Origin of the sequence: Dyadobacter sp. CY347 (assembly GCF_021502655.1) — a bacterium.
Lineage (GTDB): Bacteria > Bacteroidota > Bacteroidia > Cytophagales > Spirosomataceae > Dyadobacter.
In genome coordinates, this window is record NZ_JAKFFT010000004.1 from 414,084 (window position 1) to 430,174 (window position 16,091).

A 16,091-nucleotide genomic window follows, 5' to 3' on the forward strand; every position below is an offset into this window, starting at 1 on the left:
TCGTAGTTAATTCCTTTTCTAAACCCTAAAGTAAAACAAAAAAATTGTACAACTCTATACAGGATACCTTAATAATTGGTAAAAAAGTTATATATCTGCCAACTTGTCACTCTACAAACGACATAGCGGCTGAAATAGTGCACGCGGGGTTGTTCGATGAAGGGACTATTGTCATAACAGACAATCAAGTAAAAGGCAGGGGCCAGAGAGGGACGGATTGGGTTGCTGATCCAGGGCAAAATCTAACATTTTCAGTCATTTTAACACCCGGTTTTTTGCCGGTTGCGGACCAGTTTTTATTAAGCCAGACGGTCGCGTTGGGAATCCACGCTTACGCTGCCAGGTATGTAAATAATGCCAAAGTCAAATGGCCGAATGACGTGTATGTGAATGGCAAAAAAGTAAGCGGCGTCCTGATCGAAAATTCAATTCAGGGAAGCAGGATAGCCAGCTCTGTCATAGGCATTGGCGTAAACATTAATCAAAAAGTATTTACAAGTGCACACGCAACGTCCATTGGCAAGGAAACGGGCGGCCAATTTGTGCTTAGTGAAGAATTTAACAAGCTGCTTCGTTTCCTGGACAGTTTTTATGCCGATTTGAAATCTAAAACCTTACATGATCGTATCCGCCAGGATTACTTGACTAACCTGTTCGGATACAATCATTCAGTGCTATTCAAGCATCAGGAGCGCGTTTTTGAAGGCACTGTCAGCCATGTTACCCCGCAGGGTAAGCTCGTCATGAAGCTGCTTTCTGAAAGCGGCACTTTGGAAGTCGGACTGAAAGAAATAGAATGGCTTAAAGATTAGATCAGCCCCACTTGCCGATCACGACCATTACAATGGTACAAATTCCCAGGCCCAGCGACTCTCTTGCCAACTCAATGTTCAGGCTTCGCATGGCAGTTTCTCCAAAGAATATCCCTTCAAATTCCGGCGGCCATTGCAGCACAGCCGCTACCAGATATCCTGCACCAAGCGCATAAAACACCCAGCTCGGCCACAGCTCGCGAATGCTCATAAAGCAGGCAAGCGCCGCAAAGCTGTAAACAGCGATCCATAAGCCCGAATCGGGGTCATTGAGCTGTAAATAGGCAAAAAGGATGAAAATAATTCCGGAAGCAATCTTAAAGAGTCTCATAGGAAAGTGTGGTTTTAAATGGTTTTATTTACAAAACTGCGCCAGTGCATTAGCGGCGTCCGAATATCCGACATTCAGGGCTTGTTTCAGATTGGTGCAACCTAAATCTTTTTCACCGTCATTCCATTGCGCAAGTCCAAGGCCGTAGAACGCTTTGCCATAGGCGGCATCCAAACGCACGGTCTGGCGGAATGCTAATGTGGCTTTTTTATAGTCTTTGTTGCGGTAGTAAGTGTTTCCGAGATTGTACCAAGCCATTTTGTTATTGTCATCCAGTTTGGTGGCTTTTTCAAAATCTGCGATGGCTTCTGTTGGTTTTTCCATCAAAACCAACAATTGGCCCCGGTTAAGGAATACGTCGGCCGTGTCCGGCGCGAGTTCGGCAGACTTGTTATAATCTGCAAATGCTGAATCCAACCTGTTTTCATCCGTATAAAGTAATGCACGGTTGAAATAGGGGCGGTAAGAGTTCGGTTTTATTTTGATCGCCTGCCCAAAGTCGAGGAGCGCGCTCGGATATTCTTTCAATTCATAATAAGCAACGCCCCGTAAATTAAATGCATCGGCATTCGCATCATCTTTTTCGATGGCTTTGTTGATGAATTCAATGGCTTCGCGGGTCTTGCCCTGTTGCATTAATTCTTTCCCTTTTTGCAAAAAAGCATCAGAAGATTGGGCACATGAAACACATAAATAGAGGAAAAATAAAAAAAAATAACGCGGCATAACTGTTCATTTCTAATTGATTCGCACAAAAGTAAGCCCAAACGTGAAATGAATGTTTTCTTTTTGTCAATAAAATGTCTTTATCTTTGCAGCTGGCAAATCGGAACTACCAGCTCCTTCCGAATCCCCCAGGTCCTGACGGAAGCAAGGGTAGGTGGTCGATGCGGTGAGATTCTCGGTTTGCCTTTTTTTATGTCCTTTCGGTTCTATTCTCCTCTTTCTTTTTGCTTTTGACCAGGGTTTTCTACTTTTGTGGAATATTCTAACCAATAAATTCCCGTTATGAAATTTTTTATTGATACTGCTAACCTGGCAGAGATTCAGGAAGCACAGGCACTTGGTGTTTTGGACGGCGTTACTACCAACCCATCGTTAATGGCTAAGGAAGGGATTACGGGCAAGGATAACATCATGCGCCATTATAAAGCAATTTGCGACATCGTTGAAGGTGACGTAAGTGCAGAGGTTATCTCAATCGATTTGGCAGGAATGATCCGTGAAGGTGAAGAGCTGATTGAAATTGATGATAAAATCGTTGTAAAAATACCTATGACCAAAGAAGGCGTAAAAGCTTTGAAATATTTCTCTGGCAAAGGTGTTCGTACCAACTGTACATTGATTTTTTCAGCAGGACAGGCACTTTTAGCTGCAAAAGCGGGTGCAACTTACGTTTCTCCGTTCATCGGCCGCCTGGATGACATTTCAACAGACGGTATCGCTTTGATCGAGCAGATTCTTTTGATTTACAGAAATTACGGTTTTGATACACAAGTTTTAGCAGCATCTGTTCGTCACCCAATGCACATTATCCAATGCGCAGAAGTTGGTGCAGATGTAATGACTGGTCCTTTGAGCGCGATGGAAGCATTGCTGAAACACCCGCTTACGGATATCGGTCTGGAAAAATTCCTTGCTGATTACAAAAAGGGAAATCCAAATACCTAATTTTTTATGACGGAGTCAACAGAGCCAATTATCATACTGGATCGGGCAGATATTTATCAGGGTGAGCGGCCTGTTTTAAACGATGTACATTTCGAAATAAAAAACGGTGAGTTCGTGTATATGATCGGACGGACCGGAAGCGGAAAAAGTTCTCTTTTGAAGACGTTGTACGCGGACTTGTGGCTGCACACAGGATCTGCCAAAGTGGTTGGTTATGAACTGCACAACATTAAGCGATCCGATATCCCGTTTCTGCGCCGCAAGATTGGCATTGTTTTCCAGGACTTTCAGTTACTTTCCGACCGTTCTGTTGAGGATAACCTGTCGTTTGTTTTGAAAGCGACCGGCTGGGATGACAAGGGGAAAATCTCAAAGCGCATTGCTGAGGTTTTGATGCAGGTGGGACTGGGAACAGCGCAGAAGAGAATGCCTCACCAGCTTTCGGGCGGTGAGCAGCAGCGGGTTGTAATTGCCCGCGCCATGCTGAACGAGCCGCGGATATTGATCGCCGATGAGCCCACGGGTAATCTGGATCCGGAAGTAGGAGAGCAGATTATGCAGGTTTTCAGGACGATCAACAATGCCGGCGTCGCTATTTTGATGGCAACCCACAACCACGAGTTTCTGCGGAAATTTCCGGCGCGTGTTTTGAAATGCGAGAACGGAAGTGTTACAGAAGGCTGATTTTAATTGAAGCATAAAAAGGAAAGGATCCGATCAACCGATCGGATCCTTTCCTTTTTATATATGAACCTGAATTACTTCGCTTTCAGATCAATGATCGGAATGATCATTTCTTCCAGGGAGACGCCTCCGTGCTGGAATGTATCCCTGTATAAATTCACGTATTGATTGTAATTGTTCGGGTAAGCAAAGAAATAATCCTCTTTGGTGAACACGTAAGAAGTGGAAACGTGTGGTTTTGGCAGGAAAATTCTTTCAGGCTTGCGGCATACCATTAGGTTTTTATCATCGAAACCCAAATTCTTTCCGTGTTTGTAACGGAGGTTTGTATTCGTTTCACGGTAACCAATGATTTTCACCGGTTTCTGAACGCGGATCATACCGTGATCCGTCGTCAAAATAAGTCTGCATTTCTTCTCAGCCACCTTTTTGATGAAGTCCAAAAGAGGTGAATGCTGGAACCAGGATTTCGTAATGGACCTGTAAGCAGCTTCATCCGGCGCCAGTTCCTTGATCATCTGAACGTCCGTCCGGGCATGCGAAAGCATATCCACAAAGTTATATACAACCACATTCAGCTGGTTATTCAGCATGTTATTGAAGTTGTCTATCAATGCTTTACCCTGGTTGGCATTCAGGATCTTGTGATAAGAGCTTTTCACACTGGTAAGGTGATTCATTTCAAGCTGCTTTTGCAGGAAATCATGCTCATGGTTGTTCAATCCCTCTTCACCTTCGGGTGTGTTTTCATCACTTACCCACCATTGCGGATGCTTACGCTCCATTTCACTCGGCATAAGGCCCGAGAAAATGGCATTACGCGCATATCCCGTGGTCGTAGGCAAAATTGAGTAGTATGATGATTCTTCCTCAATGTTGAAATATTCCTGTAAAATCGGCTGGATCATTTTCCATTGGTCATAACGGAAATTATCGATCAGCAGGAAGAATAACGGCTCATCCGATCCTTTCAGATGCGGGAAAACCTTTTGTTTCATCAACTGGTGTGATAAAATAGGCTTATCCGAGCGCGGATCGTTCAGCCATTCTTCATATTCATCTTCAATGAATTTGCAAAAATTAGCATTGGCTTCGCTTTTTTGCATGCTGAAAACCTCTGCCATTCCCTGATCTTCGGAATTTTCGAGTTCCAACTCCCAGTATATCAGTTTTTTATAAATATCAGCCCATTCTTCATGTCCGATCCTGTCCTGGTATTGCATGGCCAGGTTCCGGAATTCCTGCTGGTAACTCAATGTCGTTTTCTCTGTAACCAGCCTTTTGTTATCCAGGATCTTTTTTACAGAAAGTAAAATCTGATTGGGATTCAACGGTTTGATCAGATAATCATCGATTTTGGAACCGATGGCATCTTCCATGATATGCTCTTCCTCACTCTTTGTAATCATCACAACAGGCAAATTAGGCTGTTGCTGTTTTATTTGTGCCAATGTTTCGAGGCCGGTCATACCCGGCATCATTTCATCCAGAAAAACAATGTCAAACCGGTCGTTTTCAATGCGGTCCAATGCATCGGCACCGCTGTTCACGGGCGTCACGCTGTAACCTTTATTGGTCAAAAACATGATATGTGGTTTGAGGAGATCTATTTCATCATCGGCCCAAAGAATGTTATATTGCATAAGTATGGTTTTTCAATTGGTTAATAAAATCACTACAAGGGTAACGCCCTAATTCAGACAGGTCGTATAAAAATACCCGTTTTAACGTTTTTTAAGAGACTGGAATCTGCAAGGGTGTTGCAAAAAAAGTTACAAATAGCGTTCCAGTTGGCCGATGTCAGAGTAAAAACTTTCTGCTGACCCGAATCAGGTCTTCCGGGGTATCCACGCCATGAGAGTCGTCAGAAGTAATCACCGCTTTGATTGCATAACCATTTTCCAGCCAGCGAAGTTGCTCCAATGCTTCTGCTTTTTCAAGCGAAGAAACGGGTAATTTGGTGATCTCCGCAAGCACATCCGCCCGGTAAGCGTAGATGCCTATATGTTTGTAAAAAGTATGAGCACCAAGCCATTGGCCCGATTCCGGATTGCGCAGATAGGGGATCGTTTGCCTGCTGAAATACAAAACCTCATTACGCTTATTCAAAACCGCTTTGGGCACATTGTGGTTAAAAAGGATCTCATCGCTGTCAATCACTTTCACAAGCGTTGCCAGCTCGACTTCACCATTCAATGCTTCTGCCAGATTATCTATGGGTTCGGGGCTTATAAAAGGTTCGTCACCCTGAATGTTGATCACATATTCGTAAACGCCGTCCGTTTTGGAAAGCGCTTCAAAGCAGCGATCTGTTCCGCTTTGGTGCGCGGTGTTCGTCATAATGGCTTTTCCGCCAAAGTCTGTGACGTGGTTGAAGATTCTTTCGTCATCGGTGGCAACAATTACCTGATCGAGTTGTGTAGCTTTGGACGATTGTTCGTAAACCCGCTGGATCATGCTTTTTCCGCCAATATCAACCAATGCTTTGGCTGGAAAACGGGTGGAAGCGTAGCGGGCAGGGATTATTCCTAATATTCGCACGAGGTCAGTTGGTCTATATTTCTGTTGAATTTTGTTTCAAAATAAAGCTAAAAAATTGCAAAAGGTCTTTTCTCAACGGTTTTTACAAAATATCTGGCGGATTTTGCCCGACCCTGATCCTGACAGCAATCTCTGGGTTGTAGAACTTCGCGACGCCACATTGAAAAAAGTATCATTTTCAGTCATTGATACTGGTGAAATGACACAGCTGTGGCACCATTCTCCCGAAGAAGCCGATTGGTGGAGCTCGCTGACCGCGTTTTCCTGCAACAGTATTTTCCTGCACAATTACCGCTATCCCGAAATTCCCGAACCAACCGATTTGCTGGCATTCTCGGCCACGGATGGGCGGTTTCTGTGGGCGTTACCCAATCATTTGATGGTAAAACCGCTGGATAACAGACATATAGAAGTTGCAACCAAGTCGGGAGAGCAGTTTATTCATAAACAATGTAATGCTGAAACGGGTGAAACCGCATCGCTGAAAGAAAATTACGGGCCGCAAATTGAAAGAATAATTTTACAAGAACCGGTTCGTTACAGGAAGGACAGCGTTTATTTCCAAAAACTGGCATCATTTATCCATGAAATAACGAATGGGCACGATGCAGTAACTATTGATTATTTGGAGAAAAGACCCTATATAATGTTTTCTTATTATATTTACGATCAGGATAAATCAGTTCAATACCTCCTCATTGTGACAGATCAAAGGCAGCTGATTTTACATGAACAGCTGTCTGAAGGACGCGAAGGAATGGGCCGCTCAACGATGATGCTAAAAGCATCTACATTGGTTTATCTGAAAAACAACAACGAGTTTTCGAGTCTAACACTTTCATAATAAATGAAATACATTTTTTGCCTGACCATTTTGTTAGGTTTGTTTACAGGTTTGATTGAGGCCCGGGCAAACGGGAATTATGAGGTTGACTCCGTTGGGGTTGAAAGAGTGGGAGGTAAAATATTCGTTCTGCATAGGGTAAACCAGGGGCAAACCATGTTTGCGGTGGTGCGCCAGTACGGCACATCCATTCAGGCGCTGCGGGAAGCCAATCCCGGGATGGCAGATAATATCCAGTCGGGACAGACCATCAGGGTGCCATACACTCCCAAAACCAGCAAAAAAGATTCAAAGAAAGAAGACAAAAAGGAAGATAGAAAAGAAGCTGCTAAGGCTGAGGTGAAGGAAGTAAAGCCGACCGTTACTACGCCCGCACCTGCAACACCTGCTCCCACAGCACCAGCCGCAACAGCGCCTACCGCCCCGGCACCGACAACAACCTCTGCGCCAACTGCAAGCGCAACCGTTCCCGCGCCAGCCAATGGCTTGCACAAAGTGGAGCCCGGCGAAACCCTTTATCGTGTTGCAGTAAAATATGGTGTTCTCATGGCTGATCTCCGGAAATGGAATAATCTTACCGACGACAATTTGAAGGATGGACAAGAACTGATTGTGAGTGAGAAAGCACCTGAAAAGCCAGCTCCAACGGTTGCTGCGCCTGCGCCAAAAGTTACTACTACAACCACGGTCGTGAAAGATTCTGTGAAAGCAAAGGCCATTGTTCCAGAGAAAGTGGTGAAGCCCGTTGAAGAAGTTGCGCCGCCTAAGGTTGTGAAAGGCAAGAAAAAATCGGAATCCGGCTTGGCGGAAGTGATTGAGACAGACGAAAGTACAAGCAAATTCCTAGGCTTGCACCGCACGGCGCCGGTAGGGGCCTTGGTGGAGGTTTTGAATGAATACAATCAGGAAAAAATCATCGTCCGCATTATTGGCCGCATTCCCGATACGAGCATCAACGACGACATTGTAATCAAGTTATCTTCAAGGGCTTTTGAAAAAGTTTCGCCGAACAGCAAACGATTCCGGGCCGTTGTCAGTTATCTTGAATAAGCATTCTACATCAACATTATGAAGCATTTACCTCAATTCCGTTCCAAAAGAGAAGAGGAGCGGGCAGCACTGAAAAACACCACTGGCTATAAATTATGGAGCGTGATGTTCACGATACTCTATCCCTTCATCGCCATTTTTACTTTCTTGTTTTCGGGCATTATTATGTTTTTCTCAGGTATTTCAAAAGTTTTGGCTTACCTGTTCGGAGGAAGCCATGCACGGCACTGAGGTTATCATTCCTACATTTTCATCATTCGTTACGGATTTACTGGAGGAAAAGGCCGAGCAATATAATCAGCCCGCATTCATTCCTGTTGATCCAATCAGCATCCCACATTCATTTTCTGTAAAGCAGGACATTGAGATCATGGGTTTCTGGGCGGCCGTGCTTGCCTGGGGTCAACGGAAGACCATTATCAATAAATGTCACGAGCTGGCTTCATTAATGGATGGCGCGCCTTACGACTTTGTGCTAAATCATACAGAAAGCGACTTAAAACCTTTCCTGCATTTCAAGCACCGCACCTTCAACGCGACGGATACGCTATATTTTCTGCATTTTCTCCAGCAATATTACCGGCAACACAATTCGCTTGAATTCGCATTCAGCAGCCATATGCAGGCAGGCGAAGAAACCATCGAAAGTGCTCTGATCGGTTTCCACAACCTCTTCCGCGACTCAGAACATTTCCCTGCAAGAACGGCCAAACACATTGCCACACCATTAAGAAAATCCTCCTGCAAGCGCCTGAACATGTTCCTGCGCTGGATGGTAAGAAAAGACAATAAAGGCGTAGATTTCGGCATATGGAACACCATTAAGCCGTCCCAGCTCGTATGCCCCTGCGACGTGCACGTAGACCGCGTCGCCCGCCTCCTGGGCCTCATCAAACGCCCGCTCACCGACTGGCAAACCGCCAAGGAACTCACCGCCTCATTAAAGCAACTAAACCCGGAAGATCCTGTGAAGTATGACTTTGCTTTGTTTGGGTTAGGGATTGAAGGGTTTGCGAAATGATTTTTTTGTTCAATAAAAAAATGCTGGCCCCTCTCGAAGCCAGCATTTTCTATTTAAATAACATTAAAACTTTACATTGCTGCGCTGTCGAACTTTATCCATTCGATTCCGAAGAGTGGTTTGGAGGCTGCTGAGGGGTTTTTGAATATGAAAAATAGTTTGTGCAGCTTATTGTCTGCCGGGGCCTTGATAGGGATGTTGATCGTCTCAGCCTTATCTACCTTCCCTTCGCCGACTTTGGGTCCCGAAACGCTGTCCAGATGGATTTCCAGTATTCCGCCCGCTGTTCTTTCCGCAACGGAAGTTACGGCAACCGACAGATTTGAAATTCCACTCAGATCAATGTCATCAAATGAGATGAAACTGCCGTTCTTGGTGCCGATGACCATTTCACCGCCTTTTTCATTTTTAAATTTGAAAATATTGCTGGTGCTGTCCGCTGCGTTGGCCAGAATGGTTGCTGGGCGCAATGCGATGGTTTTTGAACCGGTTAATGGTCCCATGGCAGCACTTCCCTTATCTGTATAACTGGCTGTGAAAATATATGAACCGTCTTTTTTCTTTGCCTCAGTTACATATGTGCTTTTCAGCGGCTTTTTATCCACCACTTTTTCCTTTGCAAGAGACAGAATGTATTTTACCATTTCCTCCGCTTCTTCCGGTTTGTGCTGCGGATGCGCTGCCATAGCTTGCTCTCCCCAAACACCACCACCGCCACGGATCACTTTATCAGCCAGCGTCTTCACGGAATTACGTTCCTTTTCATAGCGTTTCGCTACTTCAATATAAGCCGGTCCGATAGACTTTTTATCAATGGAATGACAAGCCTTGCAGTCGCTCAGCTCGATCAGGCGTTTACCCGTTTCGAAACCTGTATTTGCCACATGGCCTTGCGCCAATTGCGTTTTGTCGAAACCTTCCAGATAATTAATGGTCAACGTTACTTCGTCCTCCGGGATCTTTTTGTCGGCCAGACTTCCATCTTCCTTGTCTGCCACGGAAACTTCGTAATTCACAGGTTTATCATTCCAATAGAATGTCTTATTTCCCTTAATGGCCACATCCACTTTTGGGATAGCATTGCCCGCTTTTACAGTCACTTCCGAAGTGTTGGAATTTCCTGCGCTGTCTGTCACTTTCAAAATCGCAACATATTCTCCTGGTTTTGCATAAGTGAAGCTTGGATTGGCAACCGTGCTTTTTGGGAGTCCTTTACCAAATGTCCATTCATATTTCACCGCATCGCCGTCGTGATCGATAGAGCCTTTTGACGAGAAATTGACTTTTAAAGGAACTGCTCCCACGGTGTTTGTAGCAGTGGCTAATGCAACCGGAACGCGATTTCCTGCATTATAAGTAATATGTGACAAGCTTGCCTCGTCATTTTGTGCAAACCAGTTAGGGCCGTATTCCAATGTATACAATGACCCATCATTGGCAAATTGCATGTCAATCGGGTGACTGAACTTTGTATTGGGCAGGAAGCGCTCGATATTTTGCAGATCGCCCTGCTCATTCATGGTTACAATGTTAATGTAATCCCGGATCCAATCGTAAGCGAAGAATTTGCCGCTATAATATCCTGGAAATTTGGCCTTGCTGTCCTGAAAATCAGCAGCATAATAAACCGGTCCTGCCATTGCATTACGCCCGCCTTTGCCTACAATGGCCCCGAAATCTCGTGAATCGGCATATGGATAGTAAATGTATGCAGGCTGCGCAGGCGGAAGTTCCTGTAAACCAGTGTTATGCGGGGAATTGTTGATCGGTTTAGCCGGATCAAATGGTTTCCCCGACGTGCTGTCTGCGAAATTGAAATCAACGTAAGGCTTGTTGTCGGCGATGAATAGGGGATAACCGAAGTAACCCGCTTTTCTGGCCTGGTTAACCTCATCATATCCGCGCGGACCGCGTTTTGGATCATCATTAGAAGCATCCGGGCCTACGTCGCCCCAATACAAATAGCCTGTATGCTGATCGATCGAAATCCGGTAAGGGTTTCTCGTTCCCATAACGTAAATTTCGGGCCTTGCTTTTGGGTTTCCGGCAGGGAACAAGTTTCCTTCGGGAATGTCATATAAGTTGGTGCCACCCGGCATGTTCGCACGGCGATCTCCATATCTCGGCTTGATCCTCAACACTTTACCGCGAAGGGAATTCGTGTTGGAAGATGTATGTCTGCCATCCCAGCCTTCACGACCCGGACGCCCGTCAATAGGTCCGTAACCATTTGACTGGAAAGGATTTACATCGTCCCCTGTGGATAAATACAAATTTCCTTTTGCATCCCAGGCAATCGAACCGCCTGTGTGGCAGCAATCTGTTCTTTTTACCGGAACCGTCAGCAAAACTTCCTCGGTTGAAAGCAGCAATGTGTCTTTTACATCATCATATTTGAAGCGGGACAAATGCTGAGCGGTGTCTTTTTCTGTCGAAGGCGGCGAATAATAAAGGTAAACCAGCTTGTTGGCCTTGAAATTCGGGTCAATGTTCAGGCCCATTAAGCCATATTCCTGTTTGATATATACCGGAACATCTGCAACGACCTTGATCTTACCGGTTTTAGGATTATAAAGTTTAAGTTTTCCTTTACGCTCACTTAACAAAACGCGTTGATCGTCCAGCACAGCAAGCTCGGTTGGCTCGTCCAGTTTTGTTGCCAGCACTTTCTTGGTGAAGCGGTTCTCTTCCGGACGTGATTTGGAATAATCCAGCTTGGAAGCCATAACATAATTTAAGCCGCCAGTCAAATGTTTTACAAAAACCGGATTAACGAATGTTGCGTCCTCATGTCCAAAATTGGTATAAAATGCCTTTCCGCCATCATATTCGTGATACCAGGACATCGGGTGATCATCGCCCATTTTGCCGTCTTTGTAAGATTTCTCATCAATCTTAACCAGCACATTCACCTTCGGATTGAAATTTTTGAAGTCATAAAACTCATCCTTAATCTTCCATTTTTTAGGAAAATCGGTCATCGATTCGTGCTTGTCATTCACCACGTAAGCTTCACCTTCCTGCACATTCGGATTGCCCGGATGGCTCAGGAATTGTGCGCCTGCCAGCTTGTTATACCAAGGCCATTCGTATTCTGTGTCCGTAGACGCGTGAATGCCGAGGTAACCGCCGCCAGCCTGAATGTAGCGCTCAAATGCGTCCTGCTGCTTATCATTCAGTATATCTCCGGTGGTGTTCAGAAAAACGACTGCGCTGTATTTTTGTAAATTTTTCTCGTTAAAGACAGAAGAATTCTCCGTTGTGTCGACGGAAAAGCCTTTTTCCTTGCCTAACTTAATCAGTGCGGTTCGCCCGGCCGGGATGGATGAATGCCGGAAGCCTGCGGTTTTAGAGAAAACGAGCACCCGTTTTTCAGGTGTCACGGTTTGTGCGATTGCATTTACACAAAAACAGGCCATTGCCACAATGCCAACTTTCCGCAGCTGTTTTGGTAAAATTTGATTTAAAAAGTTACTCATTCTTAGAGTCATAATTGGGTTAACTGATATAGCAAAAAAACCTATCTTCCATAAGGAAAATAGGTTTTCAATATACTTGTGAGTTCGACAATTAAAGTCCTAACACCTTGCGGTTGAATGCTTCATCTGCACCAGTTCCGGCAAAATCGTCAAATGCTTTCGTAGTTACTTCTATAATGTGGCTCTCAATGAACGGCGCACCTTCCGCCGCTCCCTGAACGGGTGACTTAATGCAGCATTCCCATTCCAAAACCGCCCAGCTATCGTAATCATACTGAGATAGTTTAGAGAAAATACTGTTAAAATCAACCTGGCCATCGCCTAATGAACGGAAACGGCCTGCGCGATCAGCCCAGCCTGCAAAACCGCTGTAAACGCCTTGCTTACCAGTCGGATTGAATTCAGCGTCTTTTACGTGGAATGCTTTGATGCGGTCGTGGTAAAGATCGATGAATTGCAGATAATCCAGTTGCTGCAAAACGAAATGGCTTGGGTCATAATTAATGTTCGCACGCGTGTGACCGTCCAGATAATCAACAAACATTTCGAATGTTGAGCCATCGAACAAGTCCTCACCCGGGTGTAGTTCGTAACATACGTCCACGCCGTTTTCGTCGTAGACATCCAAAATGGGTTTCCAGCGCGCAGCCAGTTCTTTGAATGCAGTTTCAACCAAACCAGCAGGGCGTTGCGGCCATGGATAAAGGAATGGCCATGCCAATGCGCCTGAGAATGTTGCGCTTGCTTTCAGTCCAAGATTCGCGCTGGCTTTGGCAACATATTTCAAATGCTGTGTCGCCCATTCAGCACGCGCTTTTGGATTATTTCTTACTTCCGGAACTGCAAAACCGTCATACATTTCATCGTAAACCGGATGCGAAGCAACCAATTGTCCGATAATGTGTGACGCCAGTTCAGTGATTTCCAGACCTTTGTCAGCCAATTTACCTTTCAGTTCGTCTGCATAAGTCTGAGATTCTGCCGCCTGCTTCACATCAATCACGCGCGGGTCCCACGTAGGAAGCTGCAAACCCTTATAGCCCAAACCAGCCATATAGTCCGCAATAGCATCCAATGAATTAAACGGAGCTTCGTCACCCAAAAACTGGGCAAGGAAGATTCCAGGTCCTTTTATTGTTTTCATAATGTAAATGATTCAAAATTAAATAGTTACCCAAGCCTGCGCTTTGTTGCTTTCCAAAATCTTCTCGCAAATAAGCAACTCACGGTAGCCGTCGGCGAAGGTTGGGAATGTTGGGTTTTCGGGTTGTTTTCCGGCTGTGATGGCAGCGTACACTTCTTTGAACATTTGTTTTGAAGTGTCCGGGAAGCCTTCGTTGTGTCCGCCCGGGAATGTGATGGTGGAGCGAACGTTTTCATTCACCAGAGACGGGTCGCGCATCAGGATTTCATTGGCTTTGTCGCGGTTCCCGATCCACATTTCGTTGGGTGACTCGGAGCACCAGCTGAATGTTTTCTTTGATCCAGAAATTTCCAGGCTCATGCGGTTTTTGCGGCCAGCAGAAACTTGTGAAACAGTGATAACCCCTTTGTTCCCATTATCAAACCGAAGCAAAACGTTCGCATGATCTTCCGTTGTAATAGGAACATCGGCATAATCTTCCGGCTGCAACATTTTACCAGAATAGGTTTCAACGGCTTTAAGCGGCTTCTTACGTGTTTTATGAACGGTGTTGAAATCGGCCATCACGGCAACGGTTTTCAATCCGGTAATGTATTCCAGAATATCCATTAAGTGCGAGCCAATGTCGGCAATCGCCCGGGAATCACCTGATTTGTCTGGTTCCAGACGCCAGTTGTAATCGGTTTGGTAAAACAGCCAGTCTTGCAGGTAAGAACCGATAAACGAATAAATTTCGCCCAATTCGCCCTTTTCACGCATTGATTTCATCTGGCGCGCCAAAGGATAGTAACGTAAATTAAAGTGAACGGCATTGACAAGGCCGGTTTCAGCAGCCAGTTTCACGAGCTCTTCTGCTTCGTGCAGGTCTTTGGCAAGTGGTTTTTCACAAATAACATGTTTCCCTGCAAGCAGTGCGGCTTTTGACTGGGAATAGTGAAGAAAGTTTGGTGTACAAATGTGAATAGCCTGAATGTCATCTTGTTTCAGCAACTCATCAAATGTATAGGAACGGGCGATTCCGAGTCCATCTGCTTTCTCTTTGGCAAGCTCGGCGGTTACTTCGCAAAGTGCAGCAACTTCTACATTGGGAAGCCGTCTCAAAGCTTCAATGTGTGCAGGCCCAATGAAGCCGGTTCCGACAACGCCAACTTTAATTTTGTTCATAAAACGGGTATTGAATGAAAAGGTGAAAAAAGATTTAGATCAGAAATTGGTCCATTTGGTATCCGTAGCATTTGATGCAATGACGGCATCAATGAACTTCATACCCCTAAGGCCATCCTGTGCAGACGGGAAATCATAAACCGGATCAACCTGGCCGCCTTCCCAATAAGCCCTTACGTGCAGCGCGAAATTGCGGTAAAGGTTTGCAAATGCTTCAAAATAACCTTCCGGGTGACCTGCGGGAATGCGGGTATGCACCTGGGCCGCTTTGGACAAGTTACCTACGCCAGTGCGGATGATCCTTGCACCCTGGTTGGTTTTATGGATCAATGTGTTAGGGTCAAGCTGCTTCCACTGCAAGCCGCCGGTTTCGCCATATACACGAATGTTCAGGTCATTTTCCTCGCCGTTGGCAATCTGGCTGTTTTGAAGAATTCCTTTTGCGCCGTTATTGAAACGCAATAATACGTTTGCATCATCGTCCAGCAAGCGGCCTTCTACGAATATGGTGAGGTCCGCGCACACTTGGGTGATTTTCAATCCGGTAATGTATTCAGCCAGGTTTTCTGCGTGTGTTCCAATGTCGCCTAATCCGCCCGCTGCGCCTGAGCGTTTTGGGTCTGTGCGCCATGCAGCTTGCTTATTGCCAGTCACTTCCACCAATGTGGCCAGCCAGCCCTGCGGATATTCCACGATCACTTTCCTGATCTCACCAATGGCGCCCGAAGCGATCATATGCTTCGCTTCCTTGACCATCGGATAGCCTGTATAATTGTGGGTAAGACAGAAAATCAGCCCGGTTTTTTCAACTAATGCTGTAATTTCCTCTGCTTCTTCTGTATTTAATGTGATAGGCTTGTCGCAAACGACGTGAAAACCGTTTTCGAGCGCCAGTTTCGTGGGCGCTTTGTGCATGTGATTGGGCGTTACGATAGCCACGAAATCCATGCGTTCTCCTTCGGGAAGTTCTTTTTCTTTGAGGATCATCTCCTCGAAATCGTTATAAAGTCTGTCCTCCGGCAAATACAACGCCCTGCCGGTTTCCTTTGATTTGGAAGGATCTGAACTGAACACACCACAAACCAGCTCTATTTCTCCATCCATAATAGCAGCACGGCGATGGACCCCGCCTATAAAGGCATCAAGCGATCCGCCCACCATACCCATCCTAATCTTTCTTGACATTCCAGTTGGTTTAAAGTTTTGAAAAGATTTATAACATGTTAAAGAGTAGTATAGATGACTCTTACTTCTTACAAATATAATTTTAACACTTAAAAAACACTTCCCGGGCATGACTAAATGCAGTAGAAAAACCGTTTATTTGTTTTTTCTGTGAAATTCTTAAAT

Annotated in this window: 15 protein-coding genes; 7 read left to right on the plus strand and 8 right to left on the minus strand. The window is 45.3% G+C overall.

Annotation, left to right across the window (positions count from 1 at the left end; translation table 11 throughout):
• Positions 1 to 44 precede the first annotated feature (44 nt).
• Positions 45 to 812, plus strand: coding sequence for a biotin--[acetyl-CoA-carboxylase] ligase (locus L0659_RS09845; protein WP_255727114.1), 768 nt, complete (start codon positions 45 to 47; stop codon positions 810 to 812).
• A gap of 1 nt (position 813) precedes the next feature.
• Here L0659_RS09845 and L0659_RS09850 read toward each other — a convergent pair whose 3' ends face one another.
• Complete coding sequence (locus L0659_RS09850; protein ID WP_235125768.1) at positions 814 to 1,143, minus strand: transmembrane 220 family protein; 330 nt, start codon at positions 1,141 to 1,143, stop codon at positions 814 to 816.
• A 24-nt stretch (positions 1,144 to 1,167) separates the two neighbouring features.
• On the minus strand, positions 1,168 to 1,869 hold the full coding sequence (locus tag L0659_RS09855; protein ID WP_255727115.1) for a tetratricopeptide repeat protein: 702 nt from the start codon (positions 1,867 to 1,869) through the stop codon (positions 1,168 to 1,170).
• Positions 1,870 to 2,151: 282 nt separating this feature from the next.
• Between L0659_RS09855 and fsa the strand changes: the two genes are divergently transcribed.
• Positions 2,152 to 2,814, plus strand: a complete 663-nt coding sequence (gene fsa / locus L0659_RS09860; RefSeq protein WP_235125773.1) for a fructose-6-phosphate aldolase — start codon at positions 2,152 to 2,154, stop codon at positions 2,812 to 2,814.
• Between the two features lie 6 nt (positions 2,815 to 2,820).
• The gene (locus L0659_RS09865) at positions 2,821 to 3,498 is read left to right on the plus strand and encodes a cell division ATP-binding protein FtsE (RefSeq protein ID WP_235125775.1); all 678 of its coding nucleotides are present in this window, start codon (positions 2,821 to 2,823) and stop codon (positions 3,496 to 3,498) included.
• A gap of 74 nt (positions 3,499 to 3,572) precedes the next feature.
• On the opposite strand, the gene L0659_RS09870 is transcribed toward L0659_RS09865, so the two are convergent.
• Together L0659_RS09870 and kdsB are read right to left on the minus strand one after the other, a co-directional pair.
• Entirely contained in the window at positions 3,573 to 5,141 is a 1,569-nt protein-coding gene (locus L0659_RS09870) for a bifunctional response regulator/alkaline phosphatase family protein (protein ID WP_235125776.1), read from the minus strand.
• Between the two features lie 157 nt (positions 5,142 to 5,298).
• A complete protein-coding gene (gene kdsB / locus L0659_RS09875; RefSeq protein ID WP_235125777.1) occupies positions 5,299 to 6,039 on the minus strand; it encodes a 3-deoxy-manno-octulosonate cytidylyltransferase in 741 nt (246 codons plus the stop codon).
• Between the two features lie 55 nt (positions 6,040 to 6,094).
• Here kdsB and L0659_RS09880 point away from each other — a divergent pair, with 55 nt between their 5' ends.
• From L0659_RS09880 to L0659_RS09895, 4 genes are read left to right on the plus strand one after another with little or no spacing between them, the layout of a single operon-like run.
• A complete protein-coding gene (locus tag L0659_RS09880) occupies positions 6,095 to 6,883 on the plus strand; it encodes a DUF4905 domain-containing protein (RefSeq protein WP_235125778.1) in 789 nt (262 codons plus the stop codon).
• A gap of 3 nt (positions 6,884 to 6,886) precedes the next feature.
• Positions 6,887 to 7,933, plus strand: a complete 1,047-nt coding sequence (locus tag L0659_RS09885; protein WP_235125779.1) for a LysM peptidoglycan-binding domain-containing protein — start codon at positions 6,887 to 6,889, stop codon at positions 7,931 to 7,933.
• An 18-nt stretch (positions 7,934 to 7,951) separates the two neighbouring features.
• Positions 7,952 to 8,164 carry a hypothetical protein gene (locus tag L0659_RS09890; RefSeq protein WP_035361453.1) on the plus strand — a complete coding sequence of 71 codons (213 nt, stop codon included), beginning with the start codon at positions 7,952 to 7,954 and terminating at the stop codon, positions 8,162 to 8,164.
• The gene (locus L0659_RS09895; RefSeq protein WP_235125780.1) at positions 8,151 to 8,954 is read left to right on the plus strand and encodes a TIGR02757 family protein; all 804 of its coding nucleotides are present in this window, start codon (positions 8,151 to 8,153) and stop codon (positions 8,952 to 8,954) included. The genes L0659_RS09890 and L0659_RS09895 overlap by 14 nt, the downstream gene beginning before the upstream one ends.
• A 71-nt stretch (positions 8,955 to 9,025) precedes the next feature.
• Here L0659_RS09895 and L0659_RS09900 read toward each other — a convergent pair whose 3' ends face one another.
• From L0659_RS09900 to L0659_RS09915, 4 genes are all read right to left on the minus strand, one after another.
• Entirely contained in the window at positions 9,026 to 12,433 is a 3,408-nt protein-coding gene (locus L0659_RS09900) for a ThuA domain-containing protein (RefSeq protein ID WP_235125781.1), read from the minus strand.
• Positions 12,434 to 12,524: 91 nt separating this feature from the next.
• The gene (locus tag L0659_RS09905; RefSeq protein WP_235125783.1) at positions 12,525 to 13,577 is read right to left on the minus strand and encodes a sugar phosphate isomerase/epimerase; all 1,053 of its coding nucleotides are present in this window, start codon (positions 13,575 to 13,577) and stop codon (positions 12,525 to 12,527) included.
• An 18-nt stretch (positions 13,578 to 13,595) separates the two neighbouring features.
• Positions 13,596 to 14,741, minus strand: a complete 1,146-nt coding sequence (locus L0659_RS09910) for a Gfo/Idh/MocA family protein (protein WP_235125784.1) — start codon at positions 14,739 to 14,741, stop codon at positions 13,596 to 13,598.
• Positions 14,742 to 14,780: 39 nt separating this feature from the next.
• Positions 14,781 to 15,908, minus strand: a complete 1,128-nt coding sequence (locus L0659_RS09915) for a Gfo/Idh/MocA family protein (RefSeq protein WP_235126837.1) — start codon at positions 15,906 to 15,908, stop codon at positions 14,781 to 14,783.
• Between the last annotated feature and the right edge of the window lie 183 nt (positions 15,909 to 16,091).

What these genes read in the sequence shown, in the direction of transcription:
- L0659_RS09850 (WP_235125768.1), bottom strand. Translation starts at nt 1,143, where the DNA reads ATGAGACTCTTTAAGATTGCTTCCGGAATTATTTTCATCCTTTTTGCC.
- L0659_RS09855 (WP_255727115.1), bottom strand. Translation starts at nt 1,869, where the DNA reads ATGCCGCGTTATTTTTTTTTATTTTTCCTCTATTTATGTGTTTCATGT.
- fsa (WP_235125773.1), top strand. Translation starts at nt 2,152, where the DNA reads ATGAAATTTTTTATTGATACTGCTAACCTGGCAGAGATTCAGGAAGCA.
- L0659_RS09865 (WP_235125775.1), top strand. Translation starts at nt 2,821, where the DNA reads ATGACGGAGTCAACAGAGCCAATTATCATACTGGATCGGGCAGATATT.
- L0659_RS09870 (WP_235125776.1), bottom strand. Translation starts at nt 5,141, where the DNA reads ATGCAATATAACATTCTTTGGGCCGATGATGAAATAGATCTCCTCAAA.
- L0659_RS09885 (WP_235125779.1), top strand. Translation starts at nt 6,887, where the DNA reads ATGAAATACATTTTTTGCCTGACCATTTTGTTAGGTTTGTTTACAGGT.
- L0659_RS09890 (WP_035361453.1), top strand. Translation starts at nt 7,952, where the DNA reads ATGAAGCATTTACCTCAATTCCGTTCCAAAAGAGAAGAGGAGCGGGCA.
- L0659_RS09895 (WP_235125780.1), top strand. Translation starts at nt 8,151, where the DNA reads ATGCACGGCACTGAGGTTATCATTCCTACATTTTCATCATTCGTTACG.
- L0659_RS09900 (WP_235125781.1), bottom strand. Translation starts at nt 12,433, where the DNA reads ATGAGTAACTTTTTAAATCAAATTTTACCAAAACAGCTGCGGAAAGTT.
- L0659_RS09905 (WP_235125783.1), bottom strand. Translation starts at nt 13,577, where the DNA reads ATGAAAACAATAAAAGGACCTGGAATCTTCCTTGCCCAGTTTTTGGGT.
- L0659_RS09910 (WP_235125784.1), bottom strand. Translation starts at nt 14,741, where the DNA reads ATGAACAAAATTAAAGTTGGCGTTGTCGGAACCGGCTTCATTGGGCCT.
- L0659_RS09915 (WP_235126837.1), bottom strand. Translation starts at nt 15,908, where the DNA reads ATGGGTATGGTGGGCGGATCGCTTGATGCCTTTATAGGCGGGGTCCAT.